Origin of the sequence: Chania multitudinisentens RB-25 (genome assembly GCF_000520015.2) — a bacterium.
Taxonomy (GTDB): domain Bacteria; phylum Pseudomonadota; class Gammaproteobacteria; order Enterobacterales; family Enterobacteriaceae; genus Chania; species Chania multitudinisentens.
In genome coordinates this window covers 5321266-5343450 of the sequence record NZ_CP007044.2, presented here as the reverse complement: position 1 = coordinate 5343450, position 22185 = coordinate 5321266, and the positions used below count along the sequence as shown (strand labels likewise).

Genomic DNA, 22185 nt, shown 5'->3' with positions numbered 1-22185 from the left:
CGATTGGCAGAGGGTTGCCTAGGCTGCCTGAATCATTGTTCGCCGGAATGCGCCGCCATATCGTCAGGCAATTCATCATTAAGCTTGGTCAACTCATCCAGCAACGCCATCAACTGCTCCATTTTCTGGCGTGAAAACGCGGCTTCGATCTCCTGATACCCCTGTTCAACCTGGTGGCGTGCCACTTCATACAGTTCCTGGCCCTGCGGAGTCAAGGAGACATACAGCTTACGCTGATCGTTAACCGGTTTGAGGCGGAAAATCAGTTTATCCCGCTCCATGCGTGACAGGATGCCGGTCAGGCTGGGGCGCAGGATACAGGTTGCCACTGCCAGCTCATGGAATTCAATGGAACGGTTGTTAGCCAGAACGCGAATGATACGCCACTGCTGCTCCGTCAGATTATGGCTTTTCAGGATCGGACGGAAAAACCCCATGGCAGTTTCACGCGCCTGCAACAGGGCGATGGTTAACGATTCATGCATGTGTATGGCCTTTACTGTTAAAGCATTTTGTCTGTCGGTATCAATCGCAAAGGGCTGCGTGCTGTGCCCCTACGTGCAAGGTCGGTCTTTGTTAACACATTAATAGTAGCTAAGTTTGCGGCAGCGGAGAAAACAAAAATACAGGCCGGGATGGAAAAAGCCACTAAAAGTCGTTAACAGATTGAATAATAGCATGAATGTTTTTATTTTGTGAATATTTCGTTATCAGGATCACAAATTAAATTAACAGCGTTGCGTAAAAGACGCACAACGTATAAAACTATTCATTAACATATTAATGAAATATCCATTGCCCTGTTGATACCCTGCGTTCTTCCGGTTGCTGTGCGGTTGGCGGCAGCTGGAAATCCTTTGGGTATCGTCGCTGAAGGAGTTTGCATGAAAGGCACCGTCTTTTCCGTTGCACTGAATCACCGCAGCCAGCTTGATGCCTGGGATCAGGCATTTCGCACAGCCCCTTATCAAACCCCGCCAAAGACGCCGGTGTGGTTTATCAAACCGCGTAATACCCACCTCATCAACGGCGGCAGCATTCCGTTCCCGGTTGGTGAAACGGTGCAAAGTGGCGCAACGCTGGCGGTGGTGATTGGCAGTACCGCCCGTAAGGTTCCGGCAGCGAATGTCGCCGACTACATTGCCGGTTACGCGCTGGCGAATGATGTCAGCCTGCCGGAAACCAGTTTTTATCGCCCGGCGATCAAAGCCAAATGCCGTGATGGTTTCTGCCCGTTTGGTGAAGTGGTGCCGTTGAGCAATGTGGATCAGCTAGAGATCGTCACCGAAATCAACGGGGTGGAACAGGATCGCTGGTCAACCGCCGATCTGGTGCGGTCGGCGCCAGAGCTAATCGCCGCTATCAGCGATTTCATTACCCTGCAACCCGGTGATGCGGTGCTGGTAGGAACGCCGCACCAGCGGGTGGAAATCAAACCGGGCGATCGGGTTACGGTGCGCGCCGTAGGCTCGCCTTTACCAGCCCTGACTAATCACGTGATGCAGATAGGAGAATAACCATGAAACATGCTCGTATCCGCCATCATGACCAGATTGTTAATGTCACCGTTGATGACCAGTTGCAGGTGACGCTGCCGGACGGCAGCAAGCTGGATGAATACGACGTGGAGTGGCTGCCGCCCGCACAAGGGACGGTGTTCGCCCTCGGGCTGAATTACGCCGATCACGCCAGTGAACTGGAATTTAAAGCACCAGAAGAACCCTTGGTATTCCTGAAAGGGCCAAACAGCCTGACCGGCCACCGCCAGGTGTCGGTGCGCCCTGCGGGTGTGGATTACATGCACTATGAAGCCGAACTGGTGGCGGTGATCGGCAAAACGGCCCGTAACGTCAGCCGCGAGCAGGCAATGGAATATGTGGCCGGTTATACCCTGTGCAATGACTACGCGATCCGTGACTACCTGGAAAACTACTACCGGCCGAATCTGCGGGTGAAAAGCCGCGACACCTTAACCCCCATCGGCCCCTATATCGTCGATCGTGAAGATGTTAACGATCCACACAATCTGGTGCTCAGTACTTACGTCAATGGCGAACTGCGCCAGCGTGGGACGACTGCCGATATGATCTTCGATATCCCGTTCCTGATTGCGTATTTGAGCGAGTTTATGACGTTGCAGCCGGGCGACATGATCGCCACCGGCACGCCGAAAGGCTTGGCCGATGTGCAACCGGGCGATGAAGTGGTGGTGGAGATTGAGGGCATTGGCCGCTTGGTCAACCACATCATCAGTGAAAAAGAATATGAGGAGAGCCTGTGATGAAAACCATCAACCATTGGATCAACGGGAAAAACGTCGCCAGTAAAGACTATTTTACCACCAGCAACCCGGCCAACGGTGAAGTGCTGGCGGAAGTGGCCTCCGGCGGCCAGCTTGAAATCGATCAGGCGGTGGCCGCCGCCAAAGCGGCTTTCCCGCAGTGGGCCAATACGCCGATGAAAGAGCGTGCTCGCCTGATGCGCCGCCTGGGGGAACTGATTGACCAGAACGTGCCGCAGATTGCCGAGATGGAAACTGCGGATACCGGTCTGCCGATCCACCAGACCAAAAATGTGTTGATCCCACGCGCTTCGCACAACTTTGAGTTCTTTGCCGAAATCTGTCAGCAGATGAATGGCCGCACCTATCCGGTGGACGACAAGATGCTCAACTACACGCTGATCCAGCCAGTGGGGGTATGTGCGCTGGTGTCGCCGTGGAACGTGCCGTTTATGACCGCTACCTGGAAAACCGCGCCTTGTCTGGCGCTGGGTAATACGGCGGTGCTGAAAATGTCTGAATTGTCGCCGCTGACTGCCGATCGTCTGGGCGAACTGGCGCTGGAAGCGGGGATTCCGGCCGGGGTGTTGAACGTGGTGCAGGGCTACGGGGCAACGGCGGGCGATGCGCTGGTGCGCCATAAAGATGTGCGTGCGGTGTCTTTCACCGGTGGCACGGCGACCGGCCGCCGCATTATTGAAAGCGCCGGGCTGAAGAAATTCTCGATGGAACTGGGCGGTAAATCGCCGGTATTGGTGTTTGAAGATGCCGATATTGAACGTGCGCTGGACGCCGCGCTGTTCACCATCTTCTCGATCAACGGTGAACGCTGTACCGCCGGTTCGCGCATCTTCATTCAGGAAAGTATCTACCCGGAATTCGTCAAACGCTTTGCCGAGCGCGCCAACCGCTTGCGGGTGGGCGATCCGCAAGACCCGAATACGCAGGTAGGGGCATTGATCAGCCCGCAGCACTGGGAAAAAGTCTCTGGCTATATCCGCTTGGGTATCGAAGAAGGGGCAACTTTACTGGCAGGCGGCCCGGACAGACCGGCTGGCCTGAGCCACGGCAACTTCCTGCGCCCAACGGTGCTGGCGGATGTCGACAACCGTATGCGCGTCGCGCAGGAGGAGATTTTCGGGCCGGTAGCCTGCCTCCTGCCGTTCAAATCAGAAGAAGACGGCCTGCGCATGGCCAACGATGTGGAGTACGGCCTGGCGTCGTACATCTGGACGCAGGATGTCAGCAAGGTACTGCGTCTGGCCCGCAATATTGAAGCGGGAATGGTTTTCGTCAACACCCAGAACGTGCGCGATCTGCGCCAGCCGTTTGGCGGGGTGAAAGCCTCTGGCACCGGCCGCGAAGGGGGCGAGTACAGCTTTGAAGTGTTTGCCGAAATGAAAAACGTCTGTATCTCCATGGGGGATCACCCGATCCCACGCTGGGGCGTATGAGGTTTCACGCCCTTTAGATTAACCAAGGACTGATACCCGGGCGATTTTGAGGGGCAGCCAACAACGCTGCGACTTGGAGTATGACGGGTATGGAGGATATATGGGTAAGTTAGCATTAGCCGCAAAAATAACACATGTTCCATCAATGTATCTTTCTGAACTGCCGGGTAAGCACCAAGGCTGCCGCCAGGCGGCGATTGATGGGCACAAAGAGATCGGCGCACGCTGCCGTGAACTGGGCGTCGATACCATCATTGTGTTCGATACCCACTGGCTGGTAAACAGCGCTTATCACATCAACTGCACCGAGCACTTCAAAGGGGTATATACCAGCAACGAATTGCCGCACTTCATCCGTGATATGACCTATGAGTACGACGGCAACCCGCAATTGGGGCACTTGATCGCTGATGAAGCCTGCACACTGGGGGTGCGCGCCAAGGCGCACGAGATCCCCAGCCTGGAGCTGGAATACGGCACACTGGTGCCGATGCGTTATATGAACAGCGATCGGCATTTCAAGGTGGTTTCCATCTCAGCATTCTGCACCGTGCATGATTTCGCCGACAGCCGCCGCTTGGGCGAAGCGATCAAAACCGCGATTGAGAAATACGATGGCACCGTGGCGGTGTTGGCCAGCGGTTCGCTTTCCCACCGTTTTATTGACGATCAGCGGGCCGAACAGGGCATGAACAGTTATACCCGTGAGTTCGACCACCAAATGGATGAACGCGTTGTGAAACTGTGGGCAGAAGGGCGTTTCCCTGAGTTTTGTGAAATGTTGCCGGAATACGCCAACTACTGCTTTGGCGAAGGCAACATGCACGACACCGTCATGCTGCTGGGCTTGTTGGGCTGGGACAAATATCAAGGCCAGGTGGAGTTTGTTACCCCACTGTTTGCCAGCTCCGGCACTGGGCAGGTTAATGCGGTGTTCCCATTACCGGCTGAAGCCTGAGGTGCCTGTATGCCCCATTTTTACGCTGAATGTACCGACAACATCCGCCGTGAGGCGGATTTACCCGCGCTGTTTGCCAAAGTGCACCACGCGCTGGCAGAAACCGGCATTTTCCCGCTGGCGGGCATCCGCAGCCGGGCGATCTGGCTGGATACCTGGCAAATGGCCGATGGCAAACAGAATTATGCCTTTGTGCATATGACGTTGAAGATTGGCCACGGGCGCAGCCTGGAAAGCCGTCAGCAGGTGGCAGAAATGCTGTTTATCCTGATCAAGGATCACTTTTCCGTGTTGATGGCTAACCGTTATCTGGCGCTTTCTTTCACCCTGGAAGAATTAGATCCCGTGCTGAACTACAAGCAAAACAACGTTCATGCGTTGTTTAGTAAAGCGAAAGACTGAAAAAGGAAGAACCGTAAATGCTGGATCAAGACGTACTGAGCCGAGCCGTGCAGCGCCTGCATCAGGCGGAACAGAACCGGGAGCAGATTCGCGCGTTGTCGCTGGATCACCCGGAAATCACCATCGAAGATGCCTACGCCATCCAGCGCCAGTGGGTTGAGCTGAAGATTGCCGAAGGGCGCACCTTGAAAGGCCACAAGATTGGTCTGACTTCGCGCGCCATGCAGGTCAGTTCGCAGATCACCGAACCGGATTATGGAGCGCTGCTGGACGATATGTTCTTCAACGACGGCAGCGATATTCCTTTCGAACGCTTTATCGTGCCGCGCGTGGAAGTTGAACTGGCATTTGTGCTGGCGAAACCGCTGCGCGGGCCAAACTGCACCCTGTTTGATGTGTATAACGCCACGGACTATGTGATTCCGGCATTGGAGATTATCGATGCGCGCAGCCACAACGTCGATCCACAAACCCAGCGGCCGCGTAAGGTGTTTGACACCATTTCTGACAATGCGGCCAACGCGGGCGTGGTGATGGGGGGGCGGCCAATCAAGCCGGATGCGCTGGATCTGCGCTGGATAGCTGCGTTGCTGTATCGCAACGGCGTGATTGAAGAATCCGGCGTGGCGGCGGCGGTGCTGAATCATCCGGCCAACGGTGTGGCCTGGCTCGCCAATAAGCTGTTCCCGTATGACGTGGAACTGAAGGCTGGGCAGATCATCCTCGGGGGCTCTTTTACCCGGCCAGTGCCTGCACGGCGCGGTGATACTTTCCATGCCGATTACGGCCCGATGGGCTGCATCAGCTGCCGGTTTGTTTAAGGAGGAATGCCATGCTAACTAACTCATTCAAACAGGCGCTACAGGAAAAACGCCCGCAAATCGGCCTGTGGCTGGGGCTATGCAGCAGCTACAGTGCCGAGCTGCTGGCCGGTGCCGGGTTCGACTGGCTGCTGATTGACGGTGAACATGCGCCAAACAACGTGCAAACGGTGCTCGGCCAGTTGCAGGCAGTAGCGCCCTATCCCAGCCAACCGGTGGTGCGCCCGGCCTGGAATGATGCCGTGCTGATCAAACAACTGCTGGATGTTGGTGTACAAACTTTGCTGATCCCGATGATCCAGAATGCTGAACAGGCACAGGCAGCGGTACGCGCCACCCGTTACCCACCGCAGGGCATCCGCGGCGTGGGCAGTGCGTTGGCGCGCGCCTCACGCTGGAACCGGATACCCGATTATCTGCAACAGGCAGACAGCCAAATGTGTGTGCTGGTGCAGATCGAAACCCGTGAAGCGGTGAGTAATCTGGATGCCATTTTGCAGGTAGAAGGGGTAGATGGGGTATTTATCGGCCCGGCGGACTTGAGCGCTGATATGGGGTTTGCGGGCAATCCGCAGCACCCCGAAGTGCAGCGGGCAATTGATGATGCCATTGCGCGTATCCGTGCTGCGGGTAAAGCCCCGGGGATCCTGACGGCTCAGCCAGCGTTGGCAGAGCATTATCTGGAATCTGGTGCATTGTTTGTTGCCGTAGGGGTGGACACCACGTTGCTGGCACGGGCGGCGGAATCCCTGGCCAGCCGTTTCAAGCAGGATAAACCCACACTGCAACCCCCGAGCGTCTATTAATCGGAGCTACCATGAACAACGTCGATTCACTGGAGCCACTCAACCCGGCCCAGCAACATAAAGCGTTAACCGCCGCCGAGCAATCGGTGATTAAAAAGTTATTTCGGCGCCTGATTGTTTTCTTGTTCGTACTGTTTGTTTTTTCGTTTCTTGATCGCATCAACATCGGGTTTGCCGGTTTGACCATGGGGAAGGATCTCGGCCTGAGCTCCACCATGTTCGGCTTGGCTGCAACGCTGTTTTATGTCACCTACGTGCTGTTTGGTATCCCCAGTAACATGATGCTGAGCATCGTGGGGGCACGGCGTTGGATCGCCACCATTATGGTGCTGTGGGGCATTGCCTCCACCTGTACCATGTTCGCGACCGGGCCAACCAGCCTTTATATCTTACGTATGATCGTCGGTATCACCGAAGCGGGTTTCCTGCCGGGGATTCTGGTATATCTCACCTATTGGTTCCCGGCATTTTATCGCGCTCGGGCCAATGCGCTGTTTATGATCGCCATGCCGGTGACCATGGCGTTGGGCTCGCTGGTATCCGGTTATATTCTGGCGATGGATGGGATGCTGAACCTTAAGGGCTGGCAGTGGCTGTTCCTGCTGGAAGGTATCCCCTCCATCATTCTGGGCGTGGTGGTGTGGTTCTATCTTGACGATACGCCCGCCAAAGCCAAATGGCTGACCGACGAAGAAAAAAGCAGCCTGAAAGCGATGATGGAAGCAGACAAGCTGCAACTGGTGCAGCCAGACGGGCCGCGCAGCCACCGGGCCATGCAGCAGCGCAGCCTGTGGCGTGAAGTGCTGACGCCGATTGTGCTGATGTATACGTTGGCCTATTTCTGCCTGACCAATACCCTGAGCGCCATTAATATCTGGACGCCACAGATCCTGCAAAGCTTTAACCAGGGCAGTAGCAACATTGTGATCGGCATTCTGGCAGCCATTCCGCAAATCTGTACCATTGCCGGTATGATTTGGTGGAGTAAACGTTCGGATCGGTTGCAGGAGCGCAAACATCACACGGCATTGCCTTATCTGTTCGCCGCCGCCGGCTGGCTGCTGGCTTCGGCCACCAATCACAGCATGATCCAGCTGTTGGGGATTGTGATGGCGTCAGTGGGTTCATTCACGGCAATGGCGATCTTCTGGACGACACCGGATCAATCGATCAGCCTGGAGGCGCGTGCGGTAGGGATTGCGGTGATCAATGCCACCGGCAACATCGGTTCGGCGGTCAGCCCACTGCTGATTGGCTGGTTCAAGGATGCCACCGGCAGCTTCAACTCCGGGCTGTATTTTGTCTCGGCGTTGCTGATTATCGGTGCGGTGTTGGTCTGGCGTATCCCGATGAAGGATTCACGGCCGCGTGCCACACCTTAAAACAAAAATGCAGGGGTTCGGCAGATTGAGCCCCTCATCTTGTCACCGGAGGATCGCGTGCAGAAAAATGCCAGCTTTATTGCCAATCTTGATATTTGCAAAGAGTATGACGCACGTTATGCCACTGATGAAGTGCACTATGAAACCTTCGCGGGCCTGGCGGCGTTTTTTGGCCGTGACATGCAGGTACATTGGCATGAAAGCTTTTTCCAGGTGCATTTTCTGGAAACCGGCCAAATAGAATTGCAGCTTGACGATCAACAATATTCGGTACAGGCCCCGCTGTTCATTCTCACGCCCCCCTCTGTACCCCATACCTTTTTTACCGAACCAGACAGCGATGGGCACGTGCTGACGGTGCGGCAGGAGCTGATCTGGCCGGTGCTGGAGCGGTTATATCCGGGCAGCAATCTGGCGCTGGAAATGCCGGGAATTTGCCTGTCACTGGCCGATGCGCCACAGGAGTTGGCGGCGCTCAGCCATTACTGGGCGTTAATTCGCCGTGAGTTCAGCCAAAAAATGGTTGGCCGGGAGCAAACGCTGATGTTGTTGGCCCAGGCGGTTTTTACGCTGTTACTGCGCAATACTTCGCTGGAGGATCAGGCGGCCAGTGGCATGCGCAGTGAACTGAAACTGTTTCAGCGTTTCAACAAGATGGTGGATGAACGGTTCCGCGAGCACCTGTCGGTGCCGGAATATGCTCAGGTGCTGGGCGTAACGGAATCGCGCCTGAATGATTTGTGCCGCCGTTTTGCCAATCGGCCGCCGAAACGTTTGATCTTCGATCGCCTGCTGCGTGAGGCGAAACGTATGCTGCTGTTTAGCGCTTGTACGGTGCATGAAACGGCCTACAGCCTAGGGTTTAAAGATCCCGCCTATTTCGCCCGCTTTTTCAACCGGTTAGAAGGTTGTTCACCTTCTGCTTATCGTGCCCGGTAAAACGTTAGGGGCAAGCTGGTTCGGCCCCTACCATTTTTCTGTTTCGTAACCTGTATCACAGTTTGCCACGAAAACCGCCAGCCTAACTGAAAAGTACCGGTGATTGCCGCAAAAGTATCTTCCCGCCATTGATGTTCAGCGCTTCAATTCAATAACCAAAAACCAACATTACATTAACAATGAGTCGGGTCCACTGCCTGATCGCCAGAGCGCATTGCGAGGAACATCAGATGAAACCAGAAGACTTTCGTGCCGACAGCAAGCGCCCGTTTACCGGCGCAGAATACCTGAGTAGCCTGAAAGACAGCCGTGAAGTTTATATCTACGGCGAACGGGTCAAGGATGTCACCACCCACCCGGCATTCCGTAACTCCGCGGCTTCTGTTGGCCAGCTTTACGATGCGTTGCACGCTCCTGCCAGCCACGATCGCCTGTGCTGGAATACCGACACTGGTAACGGTGGCTATACCCATAAATTCTTCCGCTATGCCCGTGGCCCAGAAGAAATGCGCCAGCAGCGTGATGCCATCGCCGACTGGTCGCGCCAGAGCTATGGCTGGATGGGGCGCACGCCGGACTACAAAGCGGCCTTTGGCTGCGCGTTGGGAGCCTATCCTGAGTTTTATGGTCAGTTTGCTGACAATGCGCGCCATTGGTATCAGCGTATTCAGGAAACCGGCCTGTACTTTAATCATGCCATCGTCAACCCGCCGATCGATCGCCATAAACCGGCTGACGAGGTAAAAGATGTCTATATCCAGGTTGAGAAAGAAACCGATGCCGGGATTATTGTCAGCGGTGCGAAGGTGGTGGCGACCAACTCGGCGCTGACCCACTACAATTTTATCGGTTTTGGCTCGGCGCAGGTGATGGGGGATAACCCGGATTTTGCGCTGATGTTTGTGGCACCGATGGATGCCGCAGGCGTGAAACTGATTTCCCGTGCTTCTTACGAATTGGTGGCTGGCCTCACCGGCTCGCCGTTTGATTATCCGCTTTCCAGCCGTTTTGACGAGAACGATGCGATCCTGGTGATGGATCATGTGCTGATCCCGTGGGAGAACGTGCTGATCTACCGCGATTTTGACCGCTGCCGCCGCTGGAGCACCCAAGGAGGCTTTGCCCGGCTGTTCCCGCTGCAAGCCTGTGTACGCCTGGCAGTGAAAATGGACTTTATCACCGCGTTATTGCAAAAGAGCCTGGAATGTACCGGCGTGCTGGAGTTCCGTGGGGTGCAGGCCGATCTCGGCGAGGTGGTGGCTTGGCGCAACCTGTTCTGGTCGCTGAGTGATGCCATGTGTGCCGAAGCAACCCCGTGGGAAAACGGGGCTTATCTGCCGGACACCGCTGCGCTGCAAACCTATCGTGTGATGGCGCCAATGGCCTATGCGAAGGTGAAAAATATCATCGAAAGCAATGTGACCAGCGGGCTGATTTACCTGCCTTCCAGCGTGCGTGATATGCACAACCCGGAAATCAATAAGTATCTGGCACAGTATGTACGCGGCTCCAACGGTATGGATCATGTGGAACGCATCAAGATCCTCAAGCTGATGTGGGACGCCATCGGCAGTGAATTTGGGGGCCGCCATGAGCTGTATGAAATCAACTATGCCGGGAGCCAGGATGAAATCCGCCTGCAATGCCTGCGCCATGCGCAAAATTCCGGGGCGATGGGGCAGATGATGCAGATGGTTGACAAATGCTTGTCCGACTACGACCAGCATGGCTGGAAAGTACCGCACCTGCACAACAACACCGATATCGATCGGTTAGATACATTGCTGAAGTAATCTGAGGAGTGGTCACTATGTCTCAGGAAAATGAACATCGCCTGCGTTTTCGTGACGCAATGGCCAGTCTGCCCGCCGCGGTGAATATCATCACCACCGACGGCCCGGCAGGGCGCTGCGGTATCACCGCCACGGCGGTCTGTTCGGTAACGGATACCCCGCCAACGCTGCTGGTATGCATCAATCGTAACAGTGCCATGAACCCGGTCTTTCAGCAGAATGGCCGGCTGTGTATCAATGTGCTGAATCATAAACAAGAGCAGATGGCACGCCATTTTGCTGGCATGACCGATATCTGTATGGAAGATCGTTTTCGGGTGGAGGAGTGGTACTGCGGTATGCTTGGCCTGCCGGTGCTGCGCCATACGCTAACCAGCCTGGCCGGGGAGATCGAACAGATCCAGAGTATCGGCACTCATCAGGTGTATCTGGTGCAGATCAAACAGATTGCGCTTAGCGAGGCAGACAATGGCCTGATCTACTTTAAACGCAATTTTCATTCGCTGATGCAGGAGATAGCAGCGGTGTAAATCGCCGGGGCGAATTTGTTCGCCCCGATATTGATTCGGCCAGGCACCGTTTATGCTGCCCGTGCTGGCAGCATAAATCAGCCTTTATTGGCCACCAGATCGCCGACCAGCCGGTTAACCGGATCGCTCATATTGACGAACTTGGTCAGCTCTGAGCGGGTCACTACCACGAATACGCCGATATTTTTCTGCGGCACCATCGCCATATAGGTAATAAAACCACCGCCGCCGCCGGTTTTCTGAATGATACCCGGCAGGCCATCTTTCGGTGCCATATACACCCAACCCAGCCCCAAAGCAGCGGCTTCGCCGGGAACATCCATCCCTTTCAGCGAAACCAGATCCTTACGCTGAAAATACATGGTTTGCTCACTCATCGCTGTGGGTTTGCGCGCACCGCTGGCGTTGGAAGAAAGGAACTGCTGCATCCAACGCTGCATATCACGTGGGGTTGAATAAACACCGCCGCTGCCTGCGGCCGCCGTAGTATCACGGCAGGAGCTTGGCCCAGTGGCTGCCACCATCAACCGTGAGCACTGTTCGAGGCTGGGCGTCAGCGTAGTGTCCACCATGCCTAACGGAGCGGTAATTTTCTCCCGCAGCAAGGCGTTGTAGGGTTTGCCTGCGGCGCGTGATAACGCATCGGCCAGCAGATCGTAGGCCAGATTGGAGTAGGCGGCCCGCACGCCCGGTGGCACGGTGATAGTGGCGTGTGCCAGCCACTGCCAGCGCTGAGCCTTGGTTGGCCAGGTAAACACCGGCGTTTTGGGCGGTTTCTTACCGGGGTGTTCACGAGGCAGGGAACTGGTATGGGTAGCCAGATTCAGCAGGGTAATAGGTTGGCGTGCATTATAAGAGGGAACATAAGCGCCTTTGGGGGCATATTTCCGCAGCGGATCGGTAAGCTTTATTTTGCCTTCCGCCGCCATTTTGACCATCACTTCGCTGGTCATCAGCTTGGTGATGGAAGCAATACGGATCAGCGAGTCTGGGCGTGGACGCAGATTGTTGCCCGGTTTGGTATCGCCAAAACTGCGGTTGACCACCTGATTATTATCGATCACCACCAGCGCCATACCGGTTGCGCCGCTATTGAAAAAAATATGTTCGGCGTATTGATCGACAATCTGTGAGGTCAATTGAGGGGCTGCGGCTTGGCCGAACAGCGGTGTGGCACACAGGCCCAATGCCAGTAATACAGCGGAGAATGAGGTCTTCAACGATCGTTTTCCATTTTAAAATGCTGTAAAGAAGAGCAAAAGTCTTTTCTTAGTGTAATGCGCTATTGGCTTAATGGCATGTGGAAAAGTAACAATGAGGCTGACTTCTGGTGTTTTTTACCTGCCGTAGCGGAGGTTTTTCACTTGATACGGCATTGAGTCGATATTTCAGCCTGTGGAAATGGCTTGGAAAAGCCGCATTCGATAACAGGATGCGCAGTGAAAAAAAGTGATATATGATATTGGTTATCATTATCAACTAAGGGAGGTTATCATGATTGCTGTGATAATCGCCGTATGCGGGTTGGGGATCGTGGGTGGGTACCTGGGTAAGCGCCTTGCCAGCGCCTGGGGAGTATTATTGCCCTGCACCCTGATGTTGCTGCTGGCTTTGATTGGCCTCAATATGATGCAGCTGCGTACCATGATTGCTATTGCCATGCTGGTTACGTTGGTGATGTTGTTCAACAGCCGCTGGCGCCATTATCTGCTGTTGCCTTCTTTTATGGCATTAGCCGGCGGGGTGGCTGCAATCAGCCTGCATTTCAACGTTAACTGAAACGCAAAACCACGCCTGAGCGTGTTAAGTTTTTATTGGCTTGATTTGAAACATGAAGGAAGGAAATCCATCGATTGGTGCGAAGAGAGGGACTTGAACCCTCACGTCCGTAAAGACACTAACACCTGAAGCTAGCGCGTCTACCAATTCCGCCACCTTCGCACAGCCGATGCATTGTTTTGATTTATATTACTTCACCAGCGTGGTGCGAAGAGAGGGACTTGAACCCTCACGTCCGTAAGAACACTAACACCTGAAGCTAGCGCGTCTACCAATTCCGCCACCTTCGCACAGATGCTGTGCAATATAAATCATGTGATTGTTTGGTGCGAAGAGAGGGACTTGAACCCTCACGTCCGTAAGGACACTAACACCTGAAGCTAGCGCGTCTACCAATTCCGCCACCTTCGCCTGCCAGAAACACAACCACGGAGGCGAATTCTAGAGATTTTGGCCGGGACGTCAATAATTATTTCCCGGTTTATCGGTGTTTGCCGTAAAAAACGGCACATCAGTGTTTTTCATAACGATCAAATAAGACAATCAGCCAATCAATCAATACCCTGACGCGTGGCGCGAGGAAACGGCCTGGGGGATACATGATGTAGATTGGCATCGGCGGCGGTGGCGTGGCGGCTAAGACTTCCACCATTTCACCCGTTTTCAACCAAGGGACCAGTGAGTAGCGGGCACCTTGAATCAACCCCATTCCTGCGCGGCAAGCGCTGGTATAGGCATCGGCCCCGCTGACGCTTAATTTGCTTGGCAACTCGCGTAATTCAACGCTGCCGTTGCGGCAAAACTCCAGTGGGTAGCTACGGTTGCTGGTAAATGAAAAATAGCCCACGGCTTGGTGGTGGTGTAGTTCGTCGATGGACTGCGGTACACCAAATGCCCGTAGATAGGCGGGCGAGGCACAGGTCAGCTGTGGCATTTGGGCGATACGCCGGGCAACCAGCGTATCATCTGCGGTTTCCCAGGCACGCAGTACGCAATCTACACCTTCACGCAGCAGGTTGACATGCGTGTCGTTGGCTCCCAGCGCCAGCTCAATCTCCGGGTAACGTTGGTAAAAATCTTTCAAGGCAGGGATAACGATTTCCCGCGCCAGCGAGTGGGGCATATCGATGCGTACTTTGCCCGCCGGTTGCAGTTTGTGGTGGTGGAATAATGTATCGGCTTCTTCCAGCGCATCCAGCAGTTGTAGGCACCGCTGATAGTACAGCGTACCTTCTGCGGTGATGTGCACCTGCCGCGTTGTGCGTAGTAACAAGCGCACACCGAGCCGCTGTTCCAGGCGTTTCAGCGTATTACTGACCGTGGCGCGCGGCAGTTGCAGGTGTTCGGCTGCGCGGCTGAAGCTACCCAGTTCCACGATACGGGTAAAGATCCGCATGGCTTGAATATGATCCATCTTTCCGCCTGCCATTGTTAGCGATTTATGAACAGTGATGTGCAATTTCCATTATTTATCTTTACAGGATAAACAACCAGACTTTGTTGCAACATAGACCGCTCAATGAGGACAGCACAATGCAACAACGTCAATTAGGTTCCAATGGCCCTATCGTCTCGGCACTGGGGTTGGGCTGCATGGGCATGAGCGATTTCTATCCCACTGGCAGCGATGAAAAAGAGGCGTTCGCTACGCTGCACCGGGCGTTGGAACTGGGGGTTACGCTGCTGGATACCGCCGACATGTACGGCCCACACACCAATGAACAACTGGTGGGTAAAGCGATTAAAGGCAAGCGCGATAGCGTATTTTTGGCAACCAAGTTCGGTATTGTGCGCGATCCGGCCGATCCGAATGCCCGTGGTGTGAGCAGCAAACCGGAATATATTCGCCGTTCGGTGGAAGGCAGCCTGCAACGTTTGGGGGTGGACACTATCGATCTTTACTATCAACACCGTGTCGATCCCCTAGTGCCGATTGAAGAGGTGGTGGGTACGATGGCGGATTTGATCAAAGAAGGGAAAATCCGCTATATCGGGCTGAGCGAGGCTTCGGTGGCTACATTGGAACGGGCGCATAAAGTGCACCCTATCACTGCGTTGCAGACTGAATATTCCTTGTGGAGCAGAGATGCAGAACAGGGCCAACTGGCTGCCTGTGAACGTTTGGGGATTGGTTTTGTGGCCTACAGTCCGCTGGGGCGTGGTTTCTTGACCGGGGCGATTCAGCAGTTGGATGATTTGGCTGAGGATGATTTTCGCCGTGGTAACCCGCGTTTTCAGGGAGAGAACTTTGCGAAAAACCTGGAACTGGTCAGCAAAGTCAGCGACTTGGCTAAACAGAAAGGGGTTGCGCCTTCACAACTGGCATTGGCGTGGGTGATGGCACAAGGGGAGCACATTGTACCGATCCCAGGCACCAAGCGCCGGCGTTATCTGGAAGAGAACGTTGCGGCGGCGGATATCACGCTGAGCGCACCGGAATTAGCGGCTATTGAAGCGGTATTCCCGTTCTCTGTGGCGGCAGGAGCACGCTATACGCAGATCGGCATGGCTCATCTCAATGGGTAAATCAAAGGGGCAAATGGTTGCCCCTGATTCTTTATTTCTTCTTCGGGGTACGCGCTGGGCGGCCAACGGTAGCTTGATAGACTTTGAAGCGGCCATTTTGCGCCAGCACTTCGTGGCTGCCAAAAGTAGCGTCTAGCAGGTCTGGGTACGGCAAAAAGGCGTTTGCCACGATGCGCAGTTGGCCGCCAACAGGCAGATGCTTTACTGCGCCGCGGATCAGGGTTTCTGCGGCGGTCAGGCTGGTGGCCAGGCCATCATGGAACGGCGGGTTGGAAACGATCATGTCGAAACGGCCAGTAATGTCGGAATAGACGTTACTGACGATCACTTCACCTTCAATACCGTTAGCGGCAAGCGTCGCGCGGCTCGACTCCACCGCGGCGGCACTAACGTCGCTCAGGGTCAGTTTTACTTTCGGCGACAGTTTGGCGATCACCGAAGCCATCACACCGGCACCGCAGCCCACATCCAGCACTTTGCCTTTCATGTGTTTTTCCAGCGTGGAAAGCAGCAATGAGCTGCCTACGTCCAGGCCGTCGCGGCTAAAGACACCCGGCAGCGTTTGGACTTCCAGATCGTGCAACTGGTAGCTTTCCCACCAGTCTGCCAGCGCAAATTCGGTCTGGGCATCTACGCGGCCATGATACAGGCCACAGCGGCGGGCGCTGTCGATTTTTGCCAAGGCAACGTGGCCTTCCACGGTTTGTTCCGCGCTACGCACACCGCTGCGGTTTTCGCCGACGACAAAGATTTCTGCTCCTACCGGCAGCAGAGACAACAAATTACACAGTTGGAACTGCGCTTCTTGCTTACTTTTCGGCCAGTAATACACCAGCGTATCGCAGCCAGCAATAAAAGTGGGATCGACCGTTAGACCAAATTGTGCCTTCTCACCCATCGTCCGGTTCAGTAACTGCCAGTGATGGTATTGCTGGGTATGGACACGCACGTCTGCGGCCTCGAATTGGGCCGGTAGAGTATCCTGTAGATCGCCCGCAAACAGTACGCGGCGTTCAATAAATTCATCACTGTGGCGCAGCATCACTTCACTGGCGGGGGTTAATGCAGACATCAAATTTAGCTCCTCAAAATTAGGAGACGGATTATAGAGCTTTGTGGCGAGATGTTCGACGGGTTTATCTACTTGTGAGGATATCTGCCATGGCGCGAGCTGAGTGGGTTTGTTAGCATATACGCGTCATACTTCACGTTGCTTGGGGGTTGGCTTCGTTCGTTTACTGCCTACAAGCAACTCGAATTATTTTGGGTAGCATAGTGCCTACTACATAAGGATCGGCATGGCATCAAGACGCGACGAGTTGTTACAACAGTTGGGGATTACGCAATGGATATTGCGCCGCCCAGCTGTGTTGCGCGGAGAAATTGCGGTTAGCCTGCCGCCAGACGTGCGTTTGCTGGTGATCGCGCAGGTATTGCCCGACCGGCACGATCCGCTCTTCTGCGATGTATTGCACAGCTTAGGGCTGACGCCGGGACAAACTTACGGCCTGACGCCAGATCAAGTGGTGATGCTGCCGGCTGATACTGCGTGTAACAGTTGGCGGCTCGGTATTGCAGAACCACTGGCGCTGGCGGGGGCTCAATTATACAGCCCGGCGTTGGCCGAGCTTTCTCAAGATGCGAGTGCCAAACGCGCACTCTGGCAGCAGATTTGTCATTATTATGAACAACATTTCACCCCTGACAGCGGCCGATTTGGCCACAGCCTTCAAGATTGAACACGCCAGCCACGCTTTTCCTTGGACGGAGGCAACATTCGCCAGCAATCAGGGTGAGCGTTACCTTAACCTGAAGCTGGAAGCCGAGGGGCAGATGGCAGGCTTTGCCATTACTCAGGTGGTGCTGGATGAAGCCACGCTGTTTAACATAGCTATTCACCCAAACTGGCAGCGCCGGGGCTTTGGCCGCAGGTTATTAACCGCGCTGGTTGAACAGTTGGAAACGCGCGGCATCGTCACGCTGTGGCTGGAAGTGCGCGCCTCCAACCGTGGGGCAATCGCGTTATACGAAGATCTCGGGTTTAACGAAGTTACGGTGCGCCGCAACTATTATCCAGCCGCCCATGGTCGCGAAGATGCCATCGTGATGGCGCTGCCGCTGGGGTAGCGCAGTTGTTTGCATAGCTTAGCGGGTTTATCTGCTCTAGTTGAAAAAACCATTGATTGTCAGCGGTGGGTAAATCAGCGAAAATATGCCACTGTTTCCTTTTCATTACCGCTTTGCCTGGCACCGTTATCGGCGCGTTTGCGATGATTTGCAGGGCGGACCAACTGTAGAACCTGAAAAACATGTCTCCTAGTGAATTCGCCCGCGAAGTCTCAAAAAGAAGAACTTTCGCCATCATTTCGCATCCCGATGCCGGTAAAACCACCATTACTGAAAAGGTGTTGCTGTTCGGGCAGGCTATCCAGACCGCCGGTACGGTAAAAGGCCGAGGTTCCAGTCAACATGCCAAGTCTGACTGGATGGAGATGGAAAAACAGCGTGGTATTTCGATCACCACCTCGGTAATGCAGTTCCCGTACCGTGAGTGCCTGGTCAACCTGCTGGATACCCCCGGGCACGAGGATTTCTCTGAGGACACCTATCGTACCCTGACTGCGGTGGACTGCTGCCTGATGGTGATCGATGCCGCAAAAGGCGTTGAGGATCGCACCCGCAAGCTGATGGAAGTCACCCGTCTGCGCGATACGCCGATCCTGACCTTTATGAACAAACTTGACCGTGACATCCGCGATCCGATGGAAGTGATGGATGAAGTTGAGCGCGAACTGAAAATCGCCTGTTCGCCAATCACCTGGCCGATTGGCTGCGGTAAGCTGTTTAAAGGGGTTTATCACCTCTATAAAGATGAAACCTATCTGTATCAGACCGGTAAAGGCCACACCATTCAGGAAGTGCGGATTGTCAAAGGGTTGGACAACCCGGCTCTGGACGCAGCCGTGGGTGAAGATCTGGCTGCGCAACTGCGTGAAGAGTTGGAGCTGGTGCAAGGGGCTTCCCATGAGTTTGAACAGGAGGCTTTCCTGGCCGGTGAATTGACCCCGGTATTCTTTGGTACCGCATTGGGTAACTTTGGTGTCGACCATATGCTGGATGGGTTAGTCGCCTGGGCTCCGGCGCCTATGCCGCGTAACACCAATACCCGTGCCGTGGTGGCCGCAGAAGAGAAATTTACCGGCTTCGTGTTCAAAATCCAGGCCAATATGGACCCGAAACACCGCGATCGCGTGGCGTTTATGCGAGTGGTATCCGGCAAGTATGACAAAGGTATGAAACTGCGCCAGGTGCGAACGGGCAAAGACGTGGTGATTTCTGACGCACTGACCTTTATGGCGGGCGACCGTTCTCATGTGGAAGAAGCCTACCCTGGCGATATTATCGGTTTGCATAACCATGGCACCATCCAGATTGGCGACACTTTTACTCAGGGTGAAGACATGAAGTTCACCGGTATTCCCAACTTTGCCCCTGAACTGTTCCGCCGCATCCGCCTGCGCGATCCACTTAAACAGAAACAGTTGCTGAAAGGGCTGGTGCAACTTTCGGAAGAAGGGGCCGTGCAGGTGTTCCGCCCGATTGCTAACAACGATCTGATCGTGGGCGCCGTGGGGGTGTTGCAGTTTGACGTGGTAGTGGCGCGCTTGAAAACGGAATACAACGTGGAAGCGCTGTATGAGTCGGTGAACGTTTCCACCGCCCGCTGGGTGGAGTGTGACGATGTGAAGAAATTCGAAGAATTCAAGCGCAAGAACGAGCTGAATCTGGCGTTGGACGGTGGTGATAATCTGTCGTATATCGCACCAACCATGGTGAACCTCAATCTGACGCAGGAGCGTTATCCTGACGTCGTGTTCCGTAAAACCCGCGAACATTAATCAACCGATGCGGCACCGCAGGTTTGCGGTGCCCATTCCCGCCGATTCTCATCTACGTTACCCGTTCTTGTTTGCATGTGTGTCATGCTGCATCACTCATCCTGCTAATTGTTAAGTATTTCTCATTTGTTTTATCCCCTCAATTTAGCACTGCTCTGATGACATCCTTCTGCAATTTTTGCTATGCATACTATATTTATCAAGCATGCTGCATTTACTAAGCGAAAATAACTGCTATTTGCTTACTAACCAGAGGGTTGTTTGGTGGTGTTGTTGATTGGAGACGATTCTATATCAGCAATATCAATAAGATAGTAAAAACATCCTCATGCTGAGCTGTCACTGTCGTTGATAGGCAACGGTTTTTCACTTAACTACAACTTTTTTGAGGTTTATTGGTTGATTTTTAACGGTGTTTTAAAATTGGCACAGGTGTTGCTTCAAGTATTAAAAAAGTTTTAGCGTGAATGTGTAATTGTACAGTAGTCGTGAAGTATTCATGTGAGTTTGCCGTGATAGGGCGGCACAAGAATCCGCAATGATTTGGGATTCCCAACCAGAAGGAAGAGATCGATGAAAAATACCAAATTTGTACATTCGCTGATGGCTATCGTTTTGGGTTCTGTTCTGGTGAGTGGTAGTGCGCTGGCGCAAAATTCGCTGCTCAATCAGGCATCTAGCGTTGCTGAAAGTACGGGTGCCAAAATCGATAGCTCGATGAAAAAAGTTGATAACTACATGGATGACAGTGCGATAACCGCCAAAGTCAAAGGTGTGCTGGTTGATGATAAAACCATTAAAAGCACCGATATCTCGGTTGTGACTGAGAAAGGCGTGGTCACACTCAGTGGTTTCGTTGGTAGCCAGGCGCAGGCCAAGCATGCCGTTGCGGTTACCAGTCAGGTGGAGGGGGTTAAATCTGTCAGTGATAAGCTGCACGTGAAAGATGAAGCCACGCAGTCAGTAACGGCTTACGCTGGCGATGCCGTCACCACCAGTGAGCTGAAAGCCAAGCTGCTGGCTGATGACATTGTGCCTTCGCGCGACGTGAAAGTAGCAACCACCGATGGTGTCGTACAGCTTTCCGGTACGGTGCAAACCCAGGCTCAGTCTGAGCGGGCAGAAAGTATTGCTAAAACCCTGAATGGTGTGAAAAGCGTCAAGAACGATCTGACAGTCACACCATAAACCTGCCCACCTACAGATGATAGGAGTTCAGCCTGCTGCGCCGATGCTGTACCACTGGCGCAGCTTGTTATCCCCTAAATAAGGAGACGCTTATGTTTCGTTGGGGCATTATCTTTCTAATTATTGCCTTGATCGCCGCGGCGCTGGGTTTTGGTTCATTGGCCGGAACCGCCGCTTGGGCAGCCAAAGTGGTGTTCGTTGTGGGGATCATTCTGTTTCTGTGCAGCCTGTTTACTGGCCGCCGGCGTCCTTAACCTTAGGCTCAACGCTTGATTCTTTCTCTTGAAGTTTGAGGTGTGCAGTCATGAATAGCGATATTATTCTCGGCCGCTGGAAACAGCTGAAAGGCCAGATTTGGCAGGCTTGGGCGGAGCTTTCCGGCAGCGATTGTGCCTGGTTGTCGGGGAGTAATGATTGCCTCTCTGGCGTATTGCAAGAGTATTATGGAAGAGAGCAAGAAGCGGTATCCTCGAAGAAACAGCCACATTGAGGATAGCGGGTTGGGAAACATAATATCTATCATGCTCGGTAATGATGCTGTGTATGGCGTACTGCCTACATACAGCATCAAAGCCGGGCTATTCGTTTTTTCGGTAGTGGAGAGTCATGGTGAACTACGTTTTTACTGATACTCACTGCCATTTTGATTTTCCGCCATTTACAGGTTATGAGGATGAAAGCCTGCGGTTGGCTGCGCAAGCCGGTGTGCAACGTATCATTGTGCCTGCGGTAACGGCGGAGCGGTTTGCTTTGGTGTTGCAGTTGGCGCAGGAGCATGCGCCGGTGTTTGCCGCTTTGGGACTACATCCGTTGTATATCGCACAGCACCATGAGGCTCAGCTTGAGCAGTTGGTGAACGTGCTCGCCAACCCGCCAGCAAAATTAGTGGCAGTAGGGGAGATCGGGCTGGATCTGTATATGGAAAATCCCCAATTTGATCGCCAGCAGGCGTTGCTGAAACAGCAGTTGGCTTTGGCAAAACGCCATGATTTGCCCGTGATCCTGCATTCTCGCCGCAGCCACGATCAACTGGCGGCGATACTGCGCCGTGCCGCGGTTACGCGCTGTGGCGTGGTGCATGGTTTTGCGGGCAGCCTGGCACAGGCGCAGGCGTTTATTCGCTTGGGGTATTACATTGGAGTGGGTGGCACCATCAGTTATGAACGTGCCCAGAAAACCCGCAGCGTGATGGCGCAGCTACCTCTTGCGTCCTTACTGCTGGAAACCGATGCACCGGACATGCCGTTGGCGGGCTATCAGGGGCAACCGAATCGCCCTGAACGGGCTGCCGAGGTTTTTCAGGCGCTTTGTGGGTTACGGCCTGAATCGCCTGATGAAATAGCTCACCATCTGCATCAAAACACACAATCTCTGTTTGCATTACTCTCAAATATGGGTAATTAAATGTGATATAAATCACATTTTTT

24 protein-coding genes and 3 tRNA genes are annotated in these 22185 nt (G+C 54.0%); 20 read left to right on the top strand and 7 right to left on the bottom strand.

The features are described from left to right. Window positions 1-32: 32 nt before the first annotated feature. A complete protein-coding gene (gene hpaR, locus Z042_RS23775; protein ID WP_024912093.1) occupies window positions 33-485 on the bottom strand; it encodes a homoprotocatechuate degradation operon regulator HpaR in 453 nt (150 codons plus the stop codon). A 399-nt stretch (window positions 486-884) separates the two neighbouring features. Here hpaR and Z042_RS23770 point away from each other — a divergent pair, with 399 nt between their 5' ends. From Z042_RS23770 to hpaC, 11 genes are all read left to right on the top strand, one after another. Beyond that, window positions 885-1517: a fumarylacetoacetate hydrolase family protein gene (locus Z042_RS23770; RefSeq protein ID WP_024912092.1), complete on the top strand. Its 633-nt coding sequence runs from the start codon at window positions 885-887 to the stop codon at window positions 1515-1517. A 2-nt stretch (window positions 1518-1519) separates the two neighbouring features. After that, window positions 1520-2281: a fumarylacetoacetate hydrolase family protein gene (locus Z042_RS23765; protein WP_024912091.1), complete on the top strand. Its 762-nt coding sequence runs from the start codon at window positions 1520-1522 to the stop codon at window positions 2279-2281. Continuing rightward, the gene (gene hpaE, locus Z042_RS23760) at window positions 2281-3735 is read left to right on the top strand and encodes a 5-carboxymethyl-2-hydroxymuconate semialdehyde dehydrogenase (protein ID WP_024912090.1); all 1455 of its coding nucleotides are present in this window, start codon (window positions 2281-2283) and stop codon (window positions 3733-3735) included. The genes Z042_RS23765 and hpaE overlap by 1 nt, the downstream gene beginning before the upstream one ends. Before the next feature lie 100 nt (window positions 3736-3835). Further along, window positions 3836-4693: a 3,4-dihydroxyphenylacetate 2,3-dioxygenase gene (gene hpaD, locus Z042_RS23755; RefSeq protein ID WP_024912089.1), complete on the top strand. Its 858-nt coding sequence runs from the start codon at window positions 3836-3838 to the stop codon at window positions 4691-4693. Between the two features lie 9 nt (window positions 4694-4702). Further along, complete coding sequence (locus Z042_RS23750; RefSeq protein WP_024912088.1) at window positions 4703-5095, top strand: 5-carboxymethyl-2-hydroxymuconate Delta-isomerase; 393 nt, start codon at window positions 4703-4705, stop codon at window positions 5093-5095. A 17-nt stretch (window positions 5096-5112) separates the two neighbouring features. Continuing rightward, window positions 5113-5916 carry a 2-oxo-hept-4-ene-1,7-dioate hydratase gene (gene hpaH, locus Z042_RS23745; RefSeq protein WP_024912087.1) on the top strand — a complete coding sequence of 268 codons (804 nt, stop codon included), beginning with the start codon at window positions 5113-5115 and terminating at the stop codon, window positions 5914-5916. 11 nt (window positions 5917-5927) lie between these two features. Then, on the top strand, window positions 5928-6722 hold the full coding sequence (hpaI, locus tag Z042_RS23740; RefSeq protein WP_024912086.1) for a 4-hydroxy-2-oxoheptanedioate aldolase: 795 nt from the start codon (window positions 5928-5930) through the stop codon (window positions 6720-6722). An 11-nt stretch (window positions 6723-6733) separates the two neighbouring features. Then, window positions 6734-8104 (top strand): 4-hydroxyphenylacetate permease, encoded by a 1371-nt coding sequence (hpaX, locus tag Z042_RS23735; RefSeq protein WP_024912085.1) that lies wholly within the window; start codon window positions 6734-6736, stop codon window positions 8102-8104. A 57-nt stretch (window positions 8105-8161) separates the two neighbouring features. Continuing rightward, window positions 8162-9043 (top strand): 4-hydroxyphenylacetate catabolism regulatory protein HpaA, encoded by an 882-nt coding sequence (gene hpaA, locus Z042_RS23730; protein WP_024912084.1) that lies wholly within the window; start codon window positions 8162-8164, stop codon window positions 9041-9043. A 230-nt stretch (window positions 9044-9273) separates the two neighbouring features. Continuing rightward, window positions 9274-10836 (top strand): 4-hydroxyphenylacetate 3-monooxygenase, oxygenase component, encoded by a 1563-nt coding sequence (gene hpaB / locus Z042_RS23725; protein WP_024912083.1) that lies wholly within the window; start codon window positions 9274-9276, stop codon window positions 10834-10836. Between the two features lie 17 nt (window positions 10837-10853). After that, window positions 10854-11366: a 4-hydroxyphenylacetate 3-monooxygenase, reductase component gene (gene hpaC, locus Z042_RS23720; protein ID WP_024912082.1), complete on the top strand. Its 513-nt coding sequence runs from the start codon at window positions 10854-10856 to the stop codon at window positions 11364-11366. 77 nt (window positions 11367-11443) lie between these two features. Here hpaC and ampH read toward each other — a convergent pair whose 3' ends face one another. Then, on the bottom strand, window positions 11444-12586 hold the full coding sequence (ampH, locus tag Z042_RS23715; RefSeq protein WP_024912081.1) for a D-alanyl-D-alanine-carboxypeptidase/endopeptidase AmpH: 1143 nt from the start codon (window positions 12584-12586) through the stop codon (window positions 11444-11446). A 274-nt stretch (window positions 12587-12860) separates the two neighbouring features. Between ampH and Z042_RS23710 the strand changes: the two genes are divergently transcribed. Beyond that, entirely contained in the window at window positions 12861-13145 is a 285-nt protein-coding gene (locus tag Z042_RS23710) for a DUF1435 family protein (RefSeq protein WP_024912080.1), read from the top strand. Between the two features lie 75 nt (window positions 13146-13220). On the opposite strand, the gene Z042_RS23705 is transcribed toward Z042_RS23710, so the two are convergent. The 4 genes from Z042_RS23705 to Z042_RS23690 all read right to left on the bottom strand — a co-directional run bounded on the left by Z042_RS23705 (window position 13221) and on the right by Z042_RS23690 (window position 14559). Further along, window positions 13221-13307: transfer RNA gene (locus Z042_RS23705), tRNA-Leu, on the bottom strand. A 41-nt stretch (window positions 13308-13348) separates the two neighbouring features. Further along, a tRNA-Leu gene (locus Z042_RS23700) sits at window positions 13349-13435 on the bottom strand. Between the two features lie 34 nt (window positions 13436-13469). Then, a tRNA-Leu gene (locus Z042_RS23695) sits at window positions 13470-13556 on the bottom strand. A gap of 100 nt (window positions 13557-13656) precedes the next feature. Then, window positions 13657-14559, bottom strand: a complete 903-nt coding sequence (locus Z042_RS23690) for a LysR family transcriptional regulator (protein ID WP_037406330.1) — start codon at window positions 14557-14559, stop codon at window positions 13657-13659. Window positions 14560-14678: 119 nt separating this feature from the next. On the opposite strand from Z042_RS23690, the gene Z042_RS23685 reads away from it, so the two are divergent. After that, entirely contained in the window at window positions 14679-15671 is a 993-nt protein-coding gene (locus Z042_RS23685; protein ID WP_024912079.1) for an aldo/keto reductase, read from the top strand. A gap of 31 nt (window positions 15672-15702) precedes the next feature. Here Z042_RS23685 and rsmC read toward each other — a convergent pair whose 3' ends face one another. Further along, window positions 15703-16743 (bottom strand): 16S rRNA (guanine(1207)-N(2))-methyltransferase RsmC, encoded by a 1041-nt coding sequence (gene rsmC, locus Z042_RS23680; protein ID WP_024912078.1) that lies wholly within the window; start codon window positions 16741-16743, stop codon window positions 15703-15705. 226 nt (window positions 16744-16969) lie between these two features. On the opposite strand from rsmC, the gene Z042_RS23675 reads away from it, so the two are divergent. The 7 genes from Z042_RS23675 (at window position 16970) to Z042_RS23650 (ending at window position 22162) form a co-directional block, all read left to right on the top strand. Then, a complete protein-coding gene (locus Z042_RS23675; protein WP_024912077.1) occupies window positions 16970-17410 on the top strand; it encodes a DNA polymerase III subunit psi in 441 nt (146 codons plus the stop codon). Beyond that, on the top strand, window positions 17355-17798 hold the full coding sequence (gene rimI, locus Z042_RS23670) for a ribosomal protein S18-alanine N-acetyltransferase (RefSeq protein ID WP_037406327.1): 444 nt from the start codon (window positions 17355-17357) through the stop codon (window positions 17796-17798). Before Z042_RS23675 ends, rimI begins: the two co-directional genes overlap by 56 nt. A 182-nt stretch (window positions 17799-17980) precedes the next feature. Then, window positions 17981-19570 carry a peptide chain release factor 3 gene (gene prfC, locus Z042_RS23665; RefSeq protein ID WP_024912075.1) on the top strand — a complete coding sequence of 530 codons (1590 nt, stop codon included), beginning with the start codon at window positions 17981-17983 and terminating at the stop codon, window positions 19568-19570. A gap of 573 nt (window positions 19571-20143) precedes the next feature. Continuing rightward, window positions 20144-20758, top strand: a complete 615-nt coding sequence (gene osmY / locus Z042_RS23660; protein ID WP_024912074.1) for a molecular chaperone OsmY — start codon at window positions 20144-20146, stop codon at window positions 20756-20758. A gap of 92 nt (window positions 20759-20850) precedes the next feature. Next, window positions 20851-21012 (top strand): DUF1328 domain-containing protein, encoded by a 162-nt coding sequence (locus Z042_RS25405; protein ID WP_071882863.1) that lies wholly within the window; start codon window positions 20851-20853, stop codon window positions 21010-21012. Window positions 21013-21062: 50 nt separating this feature from the next. Then, entirely contained in the window at window positions 21063-21248 is a 186-nt protein-coding gene (locus Z042_RS23655) for a CsbD family protein (protein WP_024912073.1), read from the top strand. A 119-nt stretch (window positions 21249-21367) separates the two neighbouring features. Beyond that, window positions 21368-22162: a TatD family hydrolase gene (locus tag Z042_RS23650; protein ID WP_024912072.1), complete on the top strand. Its 795-nt coding sequence runs from the start codon at window positions 21368-21370 to the stop codon at window positions 22160-22162. Window positions 22163-22185: the final 23 nt, after the last annotated feature.

Coding starts and splice junctions, on each gene's coding strand:
- hpaR (WP_024912093.1), bottom strand. CDS start 485: ATGCATGAATCGTTAACCATCGCCCTGTTGCAGGCGCGTGAAACTGCC.
- Z042_RS23770 (WP_024912092.1), top strand. CDS start 885: ATGAAAGGCACCGTCTTTTCCGTTGCACTGAATCACCGCAGCCAGCTT.
- Z042_RS23765 (WP_024912091.1), top strand. CDS start 1,520: ATGAAACATGCTCGTATCCGCCATCATGACCAGATTGTTAATGTCACC.
- hpaE (WP_024912090.1), top strand. CDS start 2,281: ATGAAAACCATCAACCATTGGATCAACGGGAAAAACGTCGCCAGTAAA.
- hpaD (WP_024912089.1), top strand. CDS start 3,836: ATGGGTAAGTTAGCATTAGCCGCAAAAATAACACATGTTCCATCAATG.
- Z042_RS23750 (WP_024912088.1), top strand. CDS start 4,703: ATGCCCCATTTTTACGCTGAATGTACCGACAACATCCGCCGTGAGGCG.
- hpaH (WP_024912087.1), top strand. CDS start 5,113: ATGCTGGATCAAGACGTACTGAGCCGAGCCGTGCAGCGCCTGCATCAG.
- hpaI (WP_024912086.1), top strand. CDS start 5,928: ATGCTAACTAACTCATTCAAACAGGCGCTACAGGAAAAACGCCCGCAA.
- hpaX (WP_024912085.1), top strand. CDS start 6,734: ATGAACAACGTCGATTCACTGGAGCCACTCAACCCGGCCCAGCAACAT.
- hpaB (WP_024912083.1), top strand. CDS start 9,274: ATGAAACCAGAAGACTTTCGTGCCGACAGCAAGCGCCCGTTTACCGGC.
- hpaC (WP_024912082.1), top strand. CDS start 10,854: ATGTCTCAGGAAAATGAACATCGCCTGCGTTTTCGTGACGCAATGGCC.
- Z042_RS23710 (WP_024912080.1), top strand. CDS start 12,861: ATGATTGCTGTGATAATCGCCGTATGCGGGTTGGGGATCGTGGGTGGG.
- Z042_RS23690 (WP_037406330.1), bottom strand. CDS start 14,559: ATGGATCATATTCAAGCCATGCGGATCTTTACCCGTATCGTGGAACTG.
- Z042_RS23685 (WP_024912079.1), top strand. CDS start 14,679: ATGCAACAACGTCAATTAGGTTCCAATGGCCCTATCGTCTCGGCACTG.
- rsmC (WP_024912078.1), bottom strand. CDS start 16,743: ATGTCTGCATTAACCCCCGCCAGTGAAGTGATGCTGCGCCACAGTGAT.
- Z042_RS23675 (WP_024912077.1), top strand. CDS start 16,970: ATGGCATCAAGACGCGACGAGTTGTTACAACAGTTGGGGATTACGCAA.
- rimI (WP_037406327.1), top strand. CDS start 17,355: ATGAACAACATTTCACCCCTGACAGCGGCCGATTTGGCCACAGCCTTC.
- prfC (WP_024912075.1), top strand. CDS start 17,981: ATGTCTCCTAGTGAATTCGCCCGCGAAGTCTCAAAAAGAAGAACTTTC.
- osmY (WP_024912074.1), top strand. CDS start 20,144: ATGAAAAATACCAAATTTGTACATTCGCTGATGGCTATCGTTTTGGGT.
- Z042_RS25405 (WP_071882863.1), top strand. CDS start 20,851: ATGTTTCGTTGGGGCATTATCTTTCTAATTATTGCCTTGATCGCCGCG.
- Z042_RS23655 (WP_024912073.1), top strand. CDS start 21,063: ATGAATAGCGATATTATTCTCGGCCGCTGGAAACAGCTGAAAGGCCAG.